The organism is Pseudomonas sp. MN1F (assembly GCF_009391885.1).
GTDB lineage: Bacteria > Pseudomonadota > Gammaproteobacteria > Pseudomonadales > Pseudomonadaceae > Aquipseudomonas.
In genome coordinates this window covers 331609-349855 of the sequence record NZ_VZII01000009.1, presented here as the reverse complement: position 1 = coordinate 349855, position 18247 = coordinate 331609, and the positions used below count along the sequence as shown (strand labels likewise).

Here is an 18247-nt window from a genome sequence, read left to right as displayed (position 1 = left end):
CAGTTGGGGGATTTTCCTGTGATTGGCCTGCATAACGGCGAAAAAACCGCCAGAGCCATCCGCCCATCAGCCAATATCAAAACTTTTTGATATTGGCCTTGCGGGGGCAGCCCTGCCTGTCTAGACTGCCGCCCCATGAACCTCCGTGCGCAACCGATCCCTCAGCAAAGCGACACACTGGCCGCCCTGTGCAAGGCCAGTGGCGACGAGCTGCGCCTGAACGTGTTGCGCGCCCTGGCCAGTGATTCGTTCGGCGTGCTGGAGCTGGCGCAGATCTTCGACGTCGGCCAGTCGGGCATGAGCCACCACCTCAAGGTGCTGGCCCAGGCCGAGCTGGTGGCCACGCGGCGCGAAGGCAATGCGATCTTCTACCGGCGTGCCCTGCCCGACGGGCAGCGCTTCGGCGGGCGCCTGCACATGGCCCTGCTCGATGAGGTCGACGACCTGACCTTGCCCGAGGATGTCCAGGCCCGTATCGCCCAGGTGCAGCAACGCCGCGCCGCCACCAGCCAGGACTTTTTCCTGCGTGTGGAAGAAAAATTTCGCGCCCAGCAAGACCTCATCGCCGGCTTGCCGCAGTACCGCGAAAGCCTGCTGGCGCTGCTCGACAAGCTGAACTTCGCGCCGACCGCCAGCGCGCTGGAAGTCGGCCCCGGCGATGGCGGCTTCCTGCCAGACCTGGCACGGCGCTTCGCCCAGGTCACGGCCCTGGACAACAGCCCGACCATGCTCGAACTGGCGCGACAGGTCTGCGAACGCGAACGTCTGGGTAATGTAAACCTGCAGTTGGCCGATGCACTGGGTGCAACGGATGTGGAAGCCGACTGCGTTGTGCTGAACATGGTCCTGCACCATTTCAGCGACCCGGCCCTGGCCCTGCGCCAGCTGGCCAAACGGGTGAAAGCAGGCGGCAGCCTGCTGGTCACCGAACTGTGCAGCCATGACCAGGGTTGGGCGCGGGAAGCCTGCGGCGACCTCTGGCTCGGCTTTGAACAGGACGACCTGGCCCGTTGGGCCACAGCAGCCGGGCTGGTCCCCGGGGACAGCCTCTATGTGGGCTTGCGTAACGGTTTCCAGATCCAGGTCCGCCATTTTCAGCGGACGGCTGGCGACACTCACCATCGGTAAATTTTAGGAACCCGTCGAGATGAGCGAATACTCCCTTTTCACCTCCGAGTCCGTGTCCGAAGGGCATCCGGACAAGATCGCCGACCAGATTTCGGACGCGGTCCTTGATGCCATCATCACCCAGGACAAGTACGCCCGCGTTGCCTGCGAAACCCTGGTCAAGACCGGTGTCGCCATCATCGCCGGCGAAGTCACCACGTCTGCCTGGGTCGACCTGGAAGAACTGGTGCGCAAGGTCATCATCGACATCGGCTACAACAGCTCCGACGTCGGCTTCGACGGCGCCACCTGCGCCGTGATGAACATCATCGGCAAACAGTCGGTGGACATCGCCCAGGGCGTCGACCGCTCCAAGCCGGAAGACCAGGGCGCAGGCGACCAAGGCCTGATGTTCGGCTACGCCAGCAACGAAACCGACGTACTGATGCCGGCGCCGATCTGCTTCTCGCACCGCCTGGTCGAGCGCCAGGCCGAAGCACGCAAGTCCGGCCTGCTGCCGTGGCTGCGCCCGGATGCCAAGTCGCAGGTCACCTGCCGTTACGAGAACGGCAAGGTCGTCGGTATCGACGCCGTGGTCCTGTCGACCCAGCACAACCCTGAGGTTTCGCAGAAAGACCTGCAGGAAGCCGTGATGGAGCTGATCGTCAAGCACACCCTGCCGGCCGAACTGCTGCACAAAGGCACCCAGTTCCACATCAACCCGACCGGCAACTTCATCATCGGTGGCCCGGTGGGCGACTGCGGCCTGACCGGCCGCAAGATCATCGTCGACTCCTACGGCGGCATGGCCCGTCACGGTGGTGGCGCGTTCTCCGGCAAGGACCCGTCCAAGGTCGACCGTTCCGCCGCCTACGCCGGCCGCTACGTGGCCAAGAACATCGTTGCCGCCGGCCTGGCCGAACGTTGCGAGATCCAGGTGTCCTACGCCATCGGCGTGGCCCAGCCGACCTCCATCTCGATCAACACCTTCGGCACCGGCAAGGTGTCCGACGACAAGATCATCCAGATCGTGCGCGAGTGCTTCGACCTGCGTCCGTACGCCATCACCAAGATGCTCGACCTGCTGCACCCGATGTACCAGGAAACCGCAGCCTACGGCCACTTCGGCCGTGAGCCGCAGCAGAAAACCGTCGGCGACGACACCTTCACCACCTTCACCTGGGAGCGCACCGACCGCGCCCAGGCGCTGCGTGACGCTGCCGGCCTGTAATTTTCCTGCAGCGGTAACTGAAAGCCCCTGCCGAGTGATCGGCAGGGGCTTTTTTGTGACATATCGGCTGACAACTGCGCGGCGCATCCCTCGCTGCCGTTGCCTAGGCTGAGGCTTCCCCTCCGCCAAGCAAGGATGCTGGCCATGCCGTTGCTGCTCCTGTTTCTGCTCGTTCTATCGATCAATGCGCAAGCCGCTGGCTGCCCGACCTGGTCGTCCGAGCGGGCACATGCCGAAGTCACCCGCCTGCGCGAGACGGTCAGCCACTGGGATGACCACTACCATCGCCTGGGCGAGTCGCTGGTGCCCGATGAGCTCTATGACCAAAGCCGCCAACGCCTGCTGAATCTGCAAGCGTGCTTCGCACTGCACAGCGAGCTGGATTCACTGGCCAGCGCACGCGGGCCGATTGCCCACCCGATCCGCCACACCGGCGTCGACAAGCTCTCGAACGAACAGGCCGTGAGCCATTGGATGGCCGGCAAGACAGGTGTCTGGCTGCAACCGAAGGTCGATGGCGTCGCGGTGACCCTGGTCTATCGCCAAGGCCGGCTGGTCCAGCTGCTCAGCCGGGGTGACGGCAACCAGGGGCATGACTGGAGCCGGCATATCGAGGTACTGGAAGGCATCAACCGGCAGTTGCCCAACCCACTGGAGCTGACCCTGCAAGGGGAGCTGTACCTGCGCCTGGGCGACCATGTGCAAGCGCAGAATGGTAGCGTCAACGCGCGCGCCACCGTCGCGGGACTGCTGGCGCGCAAGCAGCTGGCCCGTGAAAAAGGCGCAAACATTGCGCTGTTTGTCTGGGACTGGCCACAAGGGCCGAGCGATCAGGGCGAGCGTGTGGCTCAGCTGGCTGCGCTGGGTTTCCCTGACAGCCAGCGCTACAGCGTGGCCATCAACAGCGCTGGCGAGGCGGCATACTGGCGCCAGCATTGGTATCGCTCTGCCCTGCCCTTCGCCACGGATGGGGTGATCCTGCGCCAGAACACACGGCCATCCGCCGAACGCTGGCAAAGCAATGCGCCTTACTGGATCGCAGCCTGGAAGCACCCCTTTGCCCAGGCGCTGACCGAAGTGCGTGACGTGCACTTTCGCATTGGCCGCACGGGCCGAATCACACCCGTCCTGAAGCTGCAGCCAGTGCAACTCGACGACCGCCTTATTACCCAGGTGAGCCTGGGCTCCCTGGCTCGCTGGCAAGCACTCGATATTCGCCCGGGGGACCAGGTAGCCATCAGCCTGGCGGGGCTGACCATCCCGCGCTTCGAACAGGTAGTGCTTCGCGCCACCGAGCGCGATGCCGTCACGGCGCCTGCGCCGGATCAATACAGCGCTTTGACATGCTGGCAGGTCAGCGAAGGCTGCGAAGAACAGTTCATCGCCCGCCTCACCTGGCTCAGCGGCAAACAAGGCCTGGCCATGCCGGGTACCGGGCCCGGCACTTGGCGACGACTGGTACGCGGCGGGCAGGTAGCATCGCTGGCAGACTGGTTGGCGCTGGACGCCGAGCGGCTGGCCCAGCTACCTGGCATGAGCGATACCCGCGCCAAGCACCTGCAACGTAGCTTCGAGGCTGGTCGCGCCAGGCCTTTCGCCCAGTGGATCAGCGGTCTTGGCGTGCCGATACCACGCAATCTGCCACTTGAGGGCGACTGGGCAACCTTCACTCAGCGCTCAGCCACTGAATGGCAAGCCTTGCCCGGCATTGGCGCAACCCGCGCCAGCCAGCTACAAGCGTTTTTCGCGGCCGAGCACGTGCAGGCCCTCGCACAGCAGCTGAGTGAAAGCGGCATCCAGGGCTTCCCCGCCACTGCCACCCGTATGAGGCAATGAGTTTTAACAAAAACCGTTGCAGGAAAACGCCTGGATTGTTCCAGAAATATCCAACAAGGGTTCCTAAATAGTCAAAACCAAGGCAGGATTTGCCCCATCTTTTGCTGCCCCGCCCCCTCAAGGAGGCTTTGATGAAATTGATTTCCACCCTGGCACTGCTGACCACGCTTGGTCTCGCTGTCGGCGCTGCCCAAGCCGCCCAGCCCGAAGAGGGCCTGACCGGTTGCGCCGCCAAGCGCAGTGCTATCGAGAACCAGCTGAAAATCGCCCGCGACCACGGCAACAGCGATCAGGTGGCAGGGCTCGAGGAGGCACTGCGTGGCGTTGACAATTGCACCGACGCCGGCCTGCGTAAAGAGCGCGAGCAGAAAGTGCTCGATGCCCGTCATGAGGTGGCGCAGCGCGAGAAAGACCTGAAGAAGGCCGAGAAAAAAGGCGACGCGGAAAAGATCAACAAGCGCAAGGACAAGCTTGCCGAGTCGCGTAAAGAGCTGCAGGAAGCCGTGGACGACCTGGACCGCTGATCTTGCCTGATCGCCTGTTGATGCAGGCGATCAATGATTGCGGAATTCGCTATGGCACGCCTTGCACGCCGCCTCGACCTTGTCCATCGGTGCCTTCAATTGCGCCGCGTCCAACGGCTGGGCCCGCGTCAGGTCGACCAACTCGCCGGTCACGCCCTCCAGTTGCCGGGCAAGGTCATGGAACCGCGCCTGCCGCTCCCACACCTCTGCTCGCGCGCTACTGTCACCTTCGTCCCGCGCTTGTGGAAAATGCTGCCACGGTGCATGGGCAAGGCCATCGAGCTTCAACGCACCGTCGGCGAACTTCACCCCGTCGAAGGGCAAGCGGCCGCGCAACATGCCGCCCATGTCTTCGCTGGTCTTGAGCATGTCCTTGAAGATTGCCTTGCGCTTGCCCAGCGGCGAGTTGGGGTCGACCCGGTCGCAGGCGGTCAGGGCAAGGGCAGCAAGCAGTACTACGGTCAATCGCTTGAACATCACGGTCACTTCAGCCGACGCAAAGGGGCGGCCAGTATCGCCGCCTGCCAGGCAAAGACCAATAGCCACATAAAACACAAGGGCGAATCTTCATGTTCGCCAGCCACAGGTACACTCTGATGAAATCTGCCCTGCGCCACTTGGCCTGGACACTCCCGGCACTCGCCCTGCTGGTCGGCTGCAACGGCGGCGAAAATGCCAAGCCCGAGCCTCATGCCATCGCCACCTATGCCCCGGCCACCTGGAAAGACCTGCCCGCGGTCAGCGATGAAGACCTGCTGGCCGGCTTCTACGCCTGGCGCAGCGGCTGCGAAAAACTCAAACGCGACCCTGTGTGGGCCGCCACCTGTGAAGCGGCCGGCAGCGACACCGCGAGCGCCACCCAAGTGCGCACGTTCCTTGAGCAGAACCTGCAGGTGTACGGCCTGCGTTCCGCCGACAACAATGCCAACGGCCTGATCACCGGCTACTACGAACCGGTCTACCCCGGCAGCCTGAAGCGCACCGAAGCGGCGCACGTGGCGGTTTATGGCGTACCCGATGACATGATCGTGGTCGACCTGGCCAGCGTATACCCCGAACTCAAGGGCAAGCGCCTGCGTGGCCGCCTGGACGGTCGCGTGCTCAAACCCTACGACACCGCCGAGGTGATCAGCCGCGATGGCGTCAAGGCGCCCGTGCTGGCCTGGCTGACCGATCCGATGGACCTGCAGTTCCTGCAGATCCAGGGCTCGGGCCGGATCCAGCTGGAAGATGGCCGCCAATTGCGCCTGGGTTACGCCGACCAGAACGGCCACCCCTACCGGCCAATCGGCCGCTGGCTGGTGGAGCAAGGCCAGTTGAAAAAAGAAGACGTGACCATGGGCAGCATCCACGCCTGGGCCATGGCCAACCCGCAGCGCGTGCCGGAACTGCTGGCCAGCAACCCTAGCTATGTGTTCTTCAGTGCCCGGCCGGACAGCAATGAAGGGCCGCGCGGCTCGCTGAACGTGCCGCTGACAGCGGGCTACAGCGTGGCCATCGACCGCAAGGTGATCCCGCTGGGTAGCCTGCTGTGGCTGTCCACCACGCGCCCGGATGGGTCGCCAGTGGTACGCCCGGTGGGGGCTCAGGACACCGGCGGGGCGATTGCCGGCGAAGTGCGTGCCGACCTGTTCTGGGGTACCGGACCGGAGGCCGGCGAACTGGCCGGGAACATGAAGCAGCAGGGGCAGATCTGGATGCTGTGGCCCAAGGGCAAGCCGCTGCCAGAGGTACCTGAAGTGCTTTGATCGGCGGTGGCTGCTTCGCGGGCAAGCCCGCGAAGCAGGCGACTCGGTTTTAGATGGAAACCACAAAGAACGCCACGATAATCGCCATCCCGGCAAGCCAAACCAGCGACCGCAACGCCGCCCAATCCGCCAGATAGCAGATGATGTACAACAGCCGGCTGGTGATATACATCACCCCCAGCACATCCTGGGTCACCTGCTCGGCGTTGCCGACGATATCCGCCACCAGCACTGCCGCAGCAAACGCCGGAAACGCCTCGAAGCTGTTCTGCTGGGCCGCATGCGCACGCCTTGGCAGGCCCGACAGGGTATCGAGGAATGCACGCGGGTCATGGTTGTCGCGCAGGCCGAAGCGGCCACTGCTCACCTTCGCAATCAATGCGCACAGTGGCGGCAGGCACAGGGCGATCAGGATGCACCACAGGGCAACAGTCATGCACAGGACTCCTTGTTCAATGTTCAGGTCAGAGCTTCATCACCAGCATGCCTGCCAGGACCAGCCCGCAAGCTAGGAGTCTCGGCCCGCCAAAAGGTTCTTTGAGGTAGCGCATGCCCAACAGTACCACCAGGATCACACTCAACTCGCGCAGGGCCGCCGCCTCGGCCACCGACCCCAGGTGCATGGCCCACAGCACCAGCGCGTAACTGAACAGCACGCAAAAGCCCACTGCCAACCCCAAGCGCCATTGGCTGCGCCAGAACAGCACGAATGGCGCCCGCCGCGCCACGCTGGCCAGCAACGGGAATGGCCAGGCGCTGAGCAGCGTCAACCACACCAGGTAATCCCAGGGCTTGCCCCACAACCGCACTGCCTGGCCGTCGAACCAGGTGTAGCAACCGATACACAGGCCGATCAGCGCAACCACCGGCAACATCGACCAGGGCAGGCGATCACCGCCGCCGCCCTGCCACAACAGGCACGCCATGCCACACGGGATCAGCAGGATGCCGATGATCTGCTGCTGGCTGAGCGACTCACCGGCAAACGCCAGGGTCAGCCCCAGCACCACCAGCGGCGACAGGCCGCGCATCAGAGGATAGACCAGCCCCAGGTCACCGACCCGGTAGGCCTGGATCAGCAAGAACCGGTACAACTGCTCGGCCAGCGCCGAAGCCAGCAGCCATGGCCAGATCTCGGCGGGCGGGAACTCGGTGAAGGCCACCGCGCAGACGGCGAACAGCAACGCCACGAGGTCCATGCTGGCGATCACCAGCAGGCGCTCGGCGCTGAATTTGATCAGGGTGTTCCAGGTCGCGTGCAGCAGGGCGGCGACCAATACCAGGAAAGTTGCCAGCACGCGGGAGAGTCCTTGCCTTGGGATCAAATGGGTTCGCAGCACTATACCTCGGAGCAAAGTGTGGCCACGGAAAAAGACTACACGCTCAGTAGAAGTTTCAGCACGTTCATAAAGCCGTTTCTCGTCGTTCCATTCAATACACTCATCACCCACCGCACCGCATGTAGTTGCGGCGCTCGCGCTGCACCTGAACTCAGCCACTTTAACGAATACACACTCACTTACGAAACACGATTGACGCTTGACCGCTCGCAGGATTAGGATCGCCGCAACGCATGGGGTAACCCGTGCCTACCTTCCGAGGCCCGCAATGCGCAAGCACGCGGGCTTTCGTGTTTCTGGGGCAAGGACACCCGGAACTCATGACTCACTTTGTGACCTACCTCGACGAATTCGGCCATGTCGGGCAATACGTCTCGCGCACTCACAGCCACTTCAAGACCAGCCCCGTGTTCGGCCTGGGCGGGATTCTTCTTCCCGCTGAAGAAGTACGAGAGTTCGCCATCTTCTTCTATCAGTTGAAATGCCAGTTACTTAGCTGGGACATAATCCATGAAAATCCCAGGAACCTTCCTGCCTATCAGTGGGAAAAGAAAGGTTCCAAACTCTTCACGACACGAAACGTCACGCAATACCGATCATTGAGACAGGCAACCTTTCGCCTGCTCAACCACATCAGGAACATTGGTGGATATGTCATCTATGCCGGTGAGCACAAGACTGGACCGGTCAAGCAGCACGACGCGACTGATACGTTCAAGCGCCAACTGCTGCACGCAATAAGAACAATCGATCGTTACTGCACGCCGTCCGCCTCGACCTTCATGCTTCTTCTGGATGAGCAGCGCGCCGGAAATGAATGGCGTGAACGAAATGTAGAAGCCTGCACCCTGGCGATGTTCGAAGATGCCAGTGAGAAATGTCGAAGCCTGATTGAGCCTCCCCTGCAGGGCGAAAGCCACCTCTTCCAGACACTGCAATGCGCAGACTGGATCTGCGGCCTGGTGGGGCGATTGATGGCGATGTCTGTTTCGCCTGAGGAGTACCCAGACTGGGAGCCTTTCGACAGATATTTCTCAGCCCGAATCGCTGAAGCCGCCCTGCCGGGCTCAGGCTTGCAGTACCACCCCGTCATGTTGCCTGTCGGCAAGCGCCCGATGGCAAGAACAGAAGCCTGAAGCTACATACAGGAAACCTCACAACGGATACGCGGTCTACCTGCACAGTCAAAAAGTGTGTCCCGACCCCCTCGCCAGATCATCAAAGAACTGCCCGAGCCATTCGGGTAACGACTTGGAAGCCACTGTCACAGGATTCGGGATGCTTGAACTAGTTGCCGCGTTTATCTGCCTTACCACCCTCCTCACCTATGTAAATTACCGCTTCATCGGCCTGCCACCCGCCATCGGCGTGATGGTCACGGCGCTGCTGTTCTCCCTGATACTGCAGGGCCTGAGCCTGATCGGCTTCCCTGGCCTGGAAGAACGCGTCGAAGGCCTGATGAACCAGATCGACTTCAATGACCTGCTGATGCACTGGATGCTGGCGTTCCTGCTGTTCGCCGGTGCACTGCACGTCAACCTCAGCGACTTGCGCAGCTACCGCTGGCCGATCGGCCTGCTGGCCACCCTGGGCGTGCTGATCGCCACCGTGGTGATCGGCTACCTGTCGCACTGGGTGTTCGCCCTGTTCGGCTGGCAGGTACCGCTGATCTACTGCCTGCTGTTCGGTGCGCTGATCTCCCCGACCGACCCGATCGCCGTACTCGGCGCACTGCGTACCGCCAATGCCTCCAAGCCATTGAAGACCACCATCGTCGGCGAATCGTTGTTCAACGACGGCACCGCGGTCGTGGTGTTCACCGTCCTGCTGGGCATCATCCAGCTGGGCGAAACGCCGAGCGTTGCCGACACCGCCCTGCTGTTCGCCCGCGAAGCCATCGGCGGCGTGCTTTTCGGCGGCGCGATCGGCTATGCCACCTACCGCATGATCAAGAGCGTCGAGCAGTACCAGGTCGAGGTCATGCTGACCCTGGCGTTGGTGATCGGTGGTTCGGCGATGTGCTACGAGCTGCATGTTTCGGCACCGATCGCCATGGTGGTCGCGGGCCTGATCATCGGTAACCTGGGCCGCAACCTGGCGATGAACGACATGACCCGCCGCTATATGGACGGTTTCTGGGAACTGATCGACGACATGCTCAATGCCCTGCTGTTCGCCTTGATCGGCCTGGAGCTGTTGCTGCTGCCATTCAACTGGCTGCACCTGGCGGCGGGTGGTGTGCTGGCGCTGGCGGTGCTGCTGTCGCGGCTGCTGACCGTGGCCCCAGCGATCATGCTGTTGCGTCGCTGGCGGCCGGTGCCTCAGGGCACCATCCGCGTGCTGACCTGGGGTGGCCTGCGCGGGGGCGTGTCGGTTGCACTGGCGCTGTCGCTGCCAATGGGCGACGAACGTGACCTGCTGCTGTCGATCACCTACATCGTGGTGCTGTCTTCGATCCTGGTGCAGGGTTTGAGCATTGGCCGCGTAGTGCGCAAGGTCAGCGCACAGCCTTGAGCATGCCGGGGCCGCTCTGCGGCCCCAGGAACGTCATTCCACCGCAGAGTCCGGGAACTGGTCCTGGACATACTTGATCTCGGTCCGCCCGTGGGCCGCTGGCAAGCCGTCTTCGCCCAGGTTGACGAAGACCATCTTGTCGACTGTCAGGATGCTCTTGCGGGTAATCTTGTTGCGCACTTCACACGTGAGGGTGATCGAGGTGCGGCCAAACTCGGTGGCGGTGATGCCCAACTCGATGATGTCGCCCTGGCGCGAGGCACTGACGAAGTTGATTTCCGACATGTACTTGGTCACAACACGCTGGTTGCCCAGCTGGACGATGGCGTAGATCGCTGCTTCTTCGTCGATCCAGCGCAGCAGGCTGCCACCGAACAGCGTGCCATTGGGGTTAAGGTCTTCGGGTTTTACCCATTTGCGGGTGTGAAAGTTCATCTTTACTCCTGACCGGCTTGGCTAACGTGCGGTAATGATGGCAGAGCGGCCGCCGCCTCTCCATTGATGATCGACTATCGTCTCGATTAATCGACAGAAAACCTTGGGCTCGAAGCACGTCACGGCTATAATCCTCGCCGTTTCACATGGCGGCCCACAGCGGCGCCATGCCCGCCACCTGTCCGAGGGGCGCTGCAGCAGGCTAGGGCCTGTCAGGCTCGGATGGGGCGTTGTCCGCTCTCGCGGGCGCTTAACGCACAACGGCGCCCATTCGCACATTACGAATGGAGGCTCTCAATGAGCGCTGTAAACACGCCTGCTGGTTTTACCGATTACAAAGTCGCTGACATTTCCCTGGCCGCTTGGGGCCGTCGCGAAACCATCATCGCCGAATCGGAAATGCCTGCACTGATGGGCCTGCGTCGCAAGTACCTCACCGAGCAACCGCTCAAGGGTGCGAAGATCCTGGGCTGCATCCACATGACCATTCAGACTGCCGTGCTGATCGAAACCCTGGTTGCCCTGGGTGCCGAAGTGCGCTGGTCGTCCTGCAACATCTTCTCGACTCAAGACCAGGCCGCCGCTTCCATCGCCGCCGCCGGTATCCCTGTGTTCGCCTGGAAAGGCGAAACCGAGGAAGAGTACGAGTGGTGCCTGGAGCAGACCATCCTCAAGGATGGCCAGCCATGGGACGCCAACATGATCCTCGACGACGGCGGTGACCTGACCGAACTGCTGCACAAGAAGTACCCTGCCGTTCTGGAGCGCGTTCACGGCGTTACCGAAGAGACCACCACCGGCGTGCACCGCCTGCTGGACATGCTGGCCAAGGGCGAGCTGAAAGTCCCGGCGATCAACGTCAACGACTCGGTCACCAAGAGCAAGAACGACAACAAGTACGGCTGCCGTCACAGCCTGAACGACGCCATCAAGCGTGGTACCGACCACCTGCTGTCGGGCAAGCAGGCCCTGGTGATCGGCTACGGTGACGTGGGCAAGGGTTCGGCCCAGTCGCTGCGCCAGGAAGGCATGATCGTCAAGGTCAGCGAAGTTGATCCGATCTGCGCCATGCAGGCCTGCATGGACGGCTTCGAGCTGGTTTCGCCGTTCATCGACGGCATCAACAACGGTACTGAAGCAAGCATCGACAAGGCGCTGCTGGGCAAGATCGACCTGATCGTCACCACCACCGGCAACGTCAACGTCTGCGACGCCAACATGCTCAAGGCCCTGAAGAAGCGCGCCGTGGTCTGCAACATCGGCCACTTCGACAACGAAATCGACACCGCCTTCATGCGCAAGAACTGGGCATGGGAAGAGGTCAAGCCGCAGGTACACAAGATTCACCGTACCGGCGCCGGCGACTTCGACCCGCAGAACGACGACTACTTGATCCTGCTGGCCGAAGGCCGCCTGGTCAACCTGGGCAACGCCACTGGCCACCCAAGCCGCATCATGGATGGTTCGTTCGCCAACCAGGTACTGGCGCAGATTTTCCTGTTCGAGCAGAAGTTCGCTGACCTGCCGGCCGAGAAAAAAGCCGAGCGCCTGACCGTTGAAGTGCTGCCGAAGAAGCTCGACGAAGAAGTAGCCCTGGAAATGGTCCGCGGCTTCGGCGGCGTGGTCACCCAGCTGACCAAGCAGCAAGCCGACTATATTGGTGTGACCGTCGAAGGCCCGTTCAAGCCGCACGCCTACCGCTACTAAGCGGCAGGCTTGAAGCGACACGCTTCAAAGCCGAAACCTGAACGATGCCCAAGCCAGATCGGCCATCACCGATCTGGCTTTTACTTGCAGCTTGCTGCTTGAGGCTTGCTGCTCGAGGAACGCCAGATGTCCCAAGATCGCCGTTACAGTTTCGAGTTTTTCCCAACCAAGACCGACGCCGGTCACGAGAAGCTGATGGGCGTTGCCCGCCAGCTGGCCGCGTACAACCCGGACTTCTTCTCCTGCACCTACGGTGCCGGTGGCTCTACCCGCGACCGCACGCTGAACACCGTGCTGCAGCTGGAAAGCGAAGTGAAGGTCCCTGCCGCGCCGCACCTGTCGTGCGTCGGCGATACCAAGGACGAGCTGCGCTCCCTGCTGGCCGAATACAAGGCAGCCGGCATCAAGCGCATCGTCGCCCTGCGTGGCGACCTGCCGTCGGGTATGGGCATGGCCAGTGGTGAACTGCGTTATGCCAGCGACCTGGTCGAGTTCATCCGCCAGGAAACCGGCGACCACTTCCACCTGGAAGTTGCCGCCTATCCGGAAATGCACCCACAGGCGCGTAACTTCGAGGCCGACCTGGGCAACTTCGTGCACAAGGTCAAGGCCGGTGCCGACAGCGCCATCACCCAGTATTTCTTCAACGCCGACAGCTACTTCTACTTCGTCGAGCGTGCGCAGAAAATGGGCGTGGACATCCCGGTGGTGCCCGGCATCATGCCGATCACCAACTACAGCAAACTGGCGCGTTTCTCCGATGCCTGCGGCGCCGAGATCCCACGCTGGATCCGCAAGCAACTGGAAGCCTACGGCGACGATACGGCGAGCATCCAGGCCTTTGGCGAAGAAGTCATCACCCGCATGTGCGAGCAACTGCTGCAAGGCGGCGCACCGGGCCTGCACTTCTATACCCTTAACCAGGCCGAGGCGAGCCTGGCGATCTGGAACAATCTGAAACTGCCACGCTGAAACTTTTTGGCATCAACAGATTCTGAAACAATTAAGGCTTTAGTCGTAGACTAGGGCCTTATTTACTTTCTGGCTCTGATAGGTGTCGCCTGCAATGCAACATTTCCTGCCATCTCGCCCTCAGCTCGTATACCTGGCGTTCGGCCCCGCCACCTATCATCAGGAAGCCTGTTTCAGCATCGTCAGCGCCCTCGCGCAGCTGGGGGGCAAGGCCAATCTGGCCATCGACATCCAGGTCTATACCGACAACGCCGAGCCTTACGGCAAACTGCCAGTAACCGTTCATCTGCTCGACGAGGCTACCCGCAAGGCCTGGAACCAGCCCCACGGCTATCACTTTCGCAGCAAGCATGTGCTGATGCGCCAAGTGCTGCAGCAACACCCTCAGGCCGTGCTGATCGACACCGATACGTTCTTCCGCAAGTCGCCACTGCAACTGTTCCAGCGGGTCAAGCCCGGCACGCTGCTGTGCAATGCCATTGGCGCGCGCTACGGCGCGAATCAGCAGTGCCTGCTGTACACCAACCTGCTCGGCATTCTCGAGTCACGCGGCCTCGCCGACCGCCAGATGCCGCTGGTCAACTCGGGGGTGATCGGCCTGTGCGCCGAGGACACCGACGTGCTGGACCGCTCCATTGCCATGATGGACGAGTTCTACCCGTTGGTCCGCACCGCCTACACCCTTGAAGAGTTCTGCCTGGCGGTGGCCGCTTACCGCAAGATGGAACTGGCCGAATGCACCGACGTCATCCACCACTACTGGAGCCGCAAGGCCCAGTTCCGCGCCAAGATCCAGGCCTGGCTGCGCAAACACGGCGATAACCCACTGGGGCCGGCGGCGCTTGCCGATGTGGCATTGGTCAACGACCAACTGCCACGCCCACCGACCCTGCAGCGCCTGGGTTACAAGGCCCTTAGCCTGACCATGCCCAGCCGCGAGCGCCAGTTCGTGCGCGAGCTGCTGTACGGCTGCTACCCCTACCCCAACGAGTTCGATCGCGCCTGTGCAACGGCCTGGTGGGACAAGGCGCTGGAGAACCTCAACGAACGCCACGGGCGCATCGAGCCCGAGCAGTTGCGCCAGTGCCTGCGCCACCCGAGCCTGCGCCTGTCTTTGGGCGACCGGCGCAAGGATATCGAGGCGCACCTGCTGCGTGCTTCCCATCGCTGATGGCCGAAACCGGGGCCTTTGATCTTCACTGGCCTTGCTCCGGGTGAGCGCGTAATCTCGCGCCATGCCCCACATCGTCCAATTGCTGTGCACCCTGCTGCTCGCCTGCCTGAGCCCGATGGCGCTAGGTGAGCGGCTGCGCCTGGTCAGCGATGACTGGGCACCGTATGTGTATCGCGATAGTGGCCAGGCCAAAGGGATCGACTACGAAGTCACCACCGAGGTATTCCGCCGCCTGGGTGTCGAGGTGGACTGGCAGTTCCTGCCGTGGAAGCGCTGCCTGGCCTTGGTGGAGCTGGGCCAGGCTGACGGGGTGATGGACATTTTCCAGGTCGAGTCGCGCAAGGCCTACATGGTCTATCCGGCAGAGCCTATGTCCGATGTCGAGTTCGTGCTGTTTCAGGCCAGCGACCGGCGCCATGCCATCCGCCAGCTGGATGACCTAGCCGGCCTGACCGTAGGCACGTCGCCGGGCTACGCCTACGACGCGGCGTTCAATGAGTCCGAGGATTTCCGCCGCGAAACTGCGCCGAGCCACGAAGCCAATTTTGGCAAACTCATACGCGGGCGCATCGATCTGCTGGTCACTGACCGCCTGGTCGGGCGTTACCTGCAAAACCAGCTTGGCCTCGAACAGCAGGTCGAAGAGCTGCCCCTGATCATCAGCCGTCAGGCGCAATACCTGGGCCTGGCGCGCAAACCCGGGCGCGAACAACTGGCCCAGGCGTTTACCGAAGAGCTGCGTCGTTTCAAGCAGGAACCGGCGTTCGAGGCGATTATCGAACACTACATCGGCGACGCAGGCGATCTTGTCGGCGCCGTTGAGCAGCAGGAAAGCAGCACGCTGCGTTAGCTCTGTTATACTCGGGCCTTCCCGCCCGGCTCACGCCCGGACGCTCGGCCTCGCAACAGGCATCCCGATCGGCATTGACGCCCCTTGGCGTCCACCCTCCGCTTCCCGGATGTGCAGTGAAAGCCCAGCTGGACCGGACGCGATCGCATCCCTTCGATGCCCGTCGCGCCAGGCAGAATATCCCAACGGGCCCAGCCCAAACGAGAACAGGATTGCCCATGTCCTTTGCTTCCCTCGGTCTCTCCGAGGCTCTTGTCCGCGCTATCGAGGCAGCGGGCTACACCCAGCCGACTCCGGTGCAACAGCGGGCCATTCCCGCCGTGTTGCAAGGCCGTGACCTGATGGTTGCCGCACAGACCGGTACTGGTAAAACCGGCGGCTTCGCCTTGCCGATCCTCGAGCGCCTGTTCCCGGCCGGCCACCCCGACAAATCCCAGCGTCATGGCCCGCGCCAACCGCGCGTACTGGTCCTGACCCCGACCCGCGAGCTCGCCGCCCAGGTACACGACAGCTTCAAGGTGTACGCCCGCGACCTGCCACTGGTCAGCGCCTGCATCTTCGGCGGCGTCGGCATGAACCCGCAGATCCAGGCCATTGCCAAGGGTGTCGACGTGCTCGTCGCCTGCCCGGGGCGCCTGCTCGACCTGGCCGGCCAAGGCAAGGTCGACCTGGCCCACGTGGAAATCCTGGTCCTCGACGAAGCCGACCGCATGCTCGACATGGGCTTCATCCATGACGTCAAGAAGGTCCTCAACCGCCTGCCGGCCAAGCGCCAGAACCTGCTGTTCTCGGCGACCTTCTCCAAAGACATCACCGACCTGGCCGACAAGCTCCTGCACAACCCGGAGCGCATCGAGGTCACCCCACCGAACACCACCGTCGAGCGTATCGAGCAGCGCGTCTACCGCCTGCCCGCCAGCCACAAGCGTGCCCTGCTGGCGCACTTGATCACGCTGGGTGCCTGGGAACAGGTACTGGTGTTCACCCGCACCAAGCACGGCGCCAACCGCCTGGCCGAGTACCTGGAAAAGCACGGCCTGACCGCTGCCGCGATCCATGGCAACAAGAGCCAGAACGCTCGCACCAAGGCCCTGGCCGACTTCAAGGCCAATAGCGTGCGCGTGCTGGTGGCAACCGACATCGCCGCCCGCGGCCTGGACATCGATCAACTGCCCCATGTGGTCAACTTCGAGCTGCCGAACGTCGAGGAAGACTATGTACACCGCATCGGCCGTACCGGCCGTGCCGGACGCTCGGGCGAGGCCATCTCCATGGTCGCGCCGGATGAAGAAAAGCTGCTCAAGAGCATCGAACGGGTCACCAAGCAGAAGATCCCGGACGGCGACCTGATGGGCTTCGATGCCAGCCAGGTAGAAGCTGAAAAGCCTGAAGTGCGCGAGCGCCAGCAGAACAGCGGCCGCGGCGGCCGCAACCAGCAGCAGGCCCGTGGCGAAGGCGGCAAAGACGCCAACGGCGGCCGCAAGGACAAGGGCAAGGACAAAGGCAAGGCCAAGCAGCAGGCCGCTGACAAGCCGGCCGACAAGGAAAAGTCCGGCGACAAGCAGCAGCAGCCACGCAAGCCGCGTGACAAGAAGCCTCGCCAGCAGCAGCAAGCCAGCAGCAACGGCGCGCCGAAAGCAACTGCCGACCGCGACCCGGAAGAATTCCTCGATGATGATGTGGATAACTTCGGCAACCGCGCCGACTACGTCAGCCCTTATCAGGGCAAGGGCCAGGGCCGTAACCGCCGCCCAGGCGGTGCCGGCCAGGGGCAAAGCCAGCAGGGCCAGGGCCAATCCCCGCGCAGCAACAACGGCGGTGGCCAAGGCCAGGGCCGCAATGCTGGCGGCCAGCAGCGCAACGCCAGCGGCGACAAGCGCCCACGCAACAACAATGGTGGTGGCGCCCGTCGTGACAACAATGGCGGTGGCCGCAACCGTTCGGCTGGCCGTGACGATGCATCGCGGCAGGAGCCAGCAGTGCGCAGCACCCGCGAACAGCACCAGCCAGTGATCATCCGCAAGGAATCCAAGCTCGACCGTTACCCGACGCCCGAGCAGCTGGACGATCTGCCAAGCCGCCCTCGCGGTGAGCGCCCAGCACTGCTTACCCGCAAGGGCTAAGTCGCGCATCAGGCATAAAAAAACGCCGCCCAATGGGCGGCGTTTTTTATTGCCTGGACAGCAACATCACTTCTGCTGAACACCTTCGAACACGAAGTACAGCTCAACCTTCTCGGACAGCGGGCCGAGGTCCATGGACTTGGGCGCGAAATCCTTGCGGTTGATATCGAGCTTGCCCTCGAAGCCGGCACGGTAGCCGCCCCATGGGTCTTTGCCTTCACCAATGAAGGTGGCCTTGATCACCACCGGCTTGGTGACGCCGGTCAGGGTCAGATCACCGGCGACATCGGCAGTCAGTTGGCCTTCGGCGTTCTTGCCGGTCGGGGTCACCTTGGTCGACTTGAAGGTCGCAGTGGGGTACTTGGCTACGTCAAGGAAGTCCTTGCTCTTGATGTGCTTGTCACGCTCGGCGTGGTTGGTATCCACGCTTACAGTCTTGAGGGTGACGTCGATCTTGCTGGCTTCAGGCTTGGCCGGGTCCCAGCTGAAGTTACCATCCCAGTCCTTGAAGGTACCGGTGATGAAGCTGTAGCCCAGGTGGCTGATCTTGAAATCAACGAACGCGTGCTGGCCTTCCTTGTCAACCTTGTACTCGGCGGCCATGGCCTGGCCGGCGGTGAACAGAGCGGTACCGAGCGCCAGAGCGGCAAAAGTCTTTTTCAACATCCTTACTTCCTTCCTATGCA

At 62.5% G+C, this 18247-nt stretch carries 17 protein-coding genes and 1 riboswitch; of the genes, 12 read left to right on the top strand and 5 right to left on the bottom strand.

Going from position 1 to position 18247, the window contains the following annotated elements:
- Positions 1–135 precede the first annotated feature (135 nt).
- The 4 genes from F6X59_RS07425 to F6X59_RS07410 all read left to right on the top strand — a co-directional run bounded on the left by F6X59_RS07425 (position 136) and on the right by F6X59_RS07410 (position 4698).
- Entirely contained in the window at positions 136–1128 is a 993-nt protein-coding gene (locus F6X59_RS07425; RefSeq protein ID WP_152955655.1) for a metalloregulator ArsR/SmtB family transcription factor, read from the top strand.
- Between the two features lie 19 nt (positions 1129–1147).
- Positions 1148–2338 (top strand): methionine adenosyltransferase, encoded by a 1191-nt coding sequence (gene metK / locus F6X59_RS07420; RefSeq protein WP_060510781.1) that lies wholly within the window; start codon positions 1148–1150, stop codon positions 2336–2338.
- Between the two features lie 144 nt (positions 2339–2482).
- Positions 2483–4174 (top strand): NAD-dependent DNA ligase LigB, encoded by a 1692-nt coding sequence (gene ligB / locus F6X59_RS07415; protein ID WP_152955654.1) that lies wholly within the window; start codon positions 2483–2485, stop codon positions 4172–4174.
- Between the two features lie 131 nt (positions 4175–4305).
- Entirely contained in the window at positions 4306–4698 is a 393-nt protein-coding gene (locus tag F6X59_RS07410) for a DUF1090 domain-containing protein (RefSeq protein WP_152955653.1), read from the top strand.
- A gap of 30 nt (positions 4699–4728) precedes the next feature.
- Here F6X59_RS07410 and F6X59_RS07405 read toward each other — a convergent pair whose 3' ends face one another.
- Positions 4729–5175: a cytochrome c gene (locus F6X59_RS07405; protein WP_152955652.1), complete on the bottom strand. Its 447-nt coding sequence runs from the start codon at positions 5173–5175 to the stop codon at positions 4729–4731.
- Positions 5176–5294: 119 nt separating this feature from the next.
- On the opposite strand from F6X59_RS07405, the gene F6X59_RS07400 reads away from it, so the two are divergent.
- Positions 5295–6446, top strand: a complete 1152-nt coding sequence (locus tag F6X59_RS07400; RefSeq protein WP_152955651.1) for a murein transglycosylase A — start codon at positions 5295–5297, stop codon at positions 6444–6446.
- Between the two features lie 49 nt (positions 6447–6495).
- On the opposite strand, the gene F6X59_RS07395 is transcribed toward F6X59_RS07400, so the two are convergent.
- Entirely contained in the window at positions 6496–6882 is a 387-nt protein-coding gene (locus tag F6X59_RS07395; protein ID WP_152955650.1) for an MAPEG family protein, read from the bottom strand.
- 28 nt (positions 6883–6910) lie between these two features.
- The gene (locus tag F6X59_RS07390; protein ID WP_346653740.1) at positions 6911–7744 is read right to left on the bottom strand and encodes an EamA family transporter; all 834 of its coding nucleotides are present in this window, start codon (positions 7742–7744) and stop codon (positions 6911–6913) included.
- Positions 7745–8118: 374 nt separating this feature from the next.
- Between F6X59_RS07390 and F6X59_RS07385 the strand changes: the two genes are divergently transcribed.
- Together F6X59_RS07385 and F6X59_RS07380 are read left to right on the top strand one after the other, a co-directional pair.
- Entirely contained in the window at positions 8119–8922 is an 804-nt protein-coding gene (locus F6X59_RS07385; RefSeq protein WP_372240322.1) for a DUF3800 domain-containing protein, read from the top strand.
- A gap of 142 nt (positions 8923–9064) precedes the next feature.
- Positions 9065–10300: a sodium:proton antiporter gene (locus F6X59_RS07380; protein ID WP_152955648.1), complete on the top strand. Its 1236-nt coding sequence runs from the start codon at positions 9065–9067 to the stop codon at positions 10298–10300.
- Positions 10301–10333: 33 nt separating this feature from the next.
- On the opposite strand, the gene F6X59_RS07375 is transcribed toward F6X59_RS07380, so the two are convergent.
- Positions 10334–10735 (bottom strand): hotdog domain-containing protein, encoded by a 402-nt coding sequence (locus F6X59_RS07375; protein WP_152955647.1) that lies wholly within the window; start codon positions 10733–10735, stop codon positions 10334–10336.
- Between the two features lie 178 nt (positions 10736–10913).
- Positions 10914–11011: riboswitch (S-adenosyl-L-homocysteine riboswitch) on the top strand.
- A 21-nt stretch (positions 11012–11032) separates the two neighbouring features.
- Between F6X59_RS07375 and ahcY the strand changes: the two genes are divergently transcribed.
- From ahcY to F6X59_RS07350, 5 genes are all read left to right on the top strand, one after another.
- On the top strand, positions 11033–12442 hold the full coding sequence (gene ahcY, locus F6X59_RS07370) for an adenosylhomocysteinase (RefSeq protein WP_152955646.1): 1410 nt from the start codon (positions 11033–11035) through the stop codon (positions 12440–12442).
- 126 nt (positions 12443–12568) lie between these two features.
- Positions 12569–13414, top strand: a complete 846-nt coding sequence (gene metF, locus F6X59_RS07365; RefSeq protein WP_152955645.1) for a methylenetetrahydrofolate reductase [NAD(P)H] — start codon at positions 12569–12571, stop codon at positions 13412–13414.
- A gap of 94 nt (positions 13415–13508) precedes the next feature.
- Positions 13509–14585 (top strand): hypothetical protein, encoded by a 1077-nt coding sequence (locus F6X59_RS07360; RefSeq protein WP_152955644.1) that lies wholly within the window; start codon positions 13509–13511, stop codon positions 14583–14585.
- Between the two features lie 64 nt (positions 14586–14649).
- Positions 14650–15438, top strand: a complete 789-nt coding sequence (locus F6X59_RS07355) for an ABC transporter substrate-binding protein (protein WP_152955643.1) — start codon at positions 14650–14652, stop codon at positions 15436–15438.
- Positions 15439–15656: 218 nt separating this feature from the next.
- A complete protein-coding gene (locus F6X59_RS07350) occupies positions 15657–17561 on the top strand; it encodes a DEAD/DEAH box helicase (RefSeq protein ID WP_152955642.1) in 1905 nt (634 codons plus the stop codon).
- Between the two features lie 66 nt (positions 17562–17627).
- Here F6X59_RS07350 and F6X59_RS07345 read toward each other — a convergent pair whose 3' ends face one another.
- Complete coding sequence (locus F6X59_RS07345; RefSeq protein WP_152955641.1) at positions 17628–18227, bottom strand: YceI family protein; 600 nt, start codon at positions 18225–18227, stop codon at positions 17628–17630.
- Positions 18228–18247 lie beyond the last annotated feature (20 nt).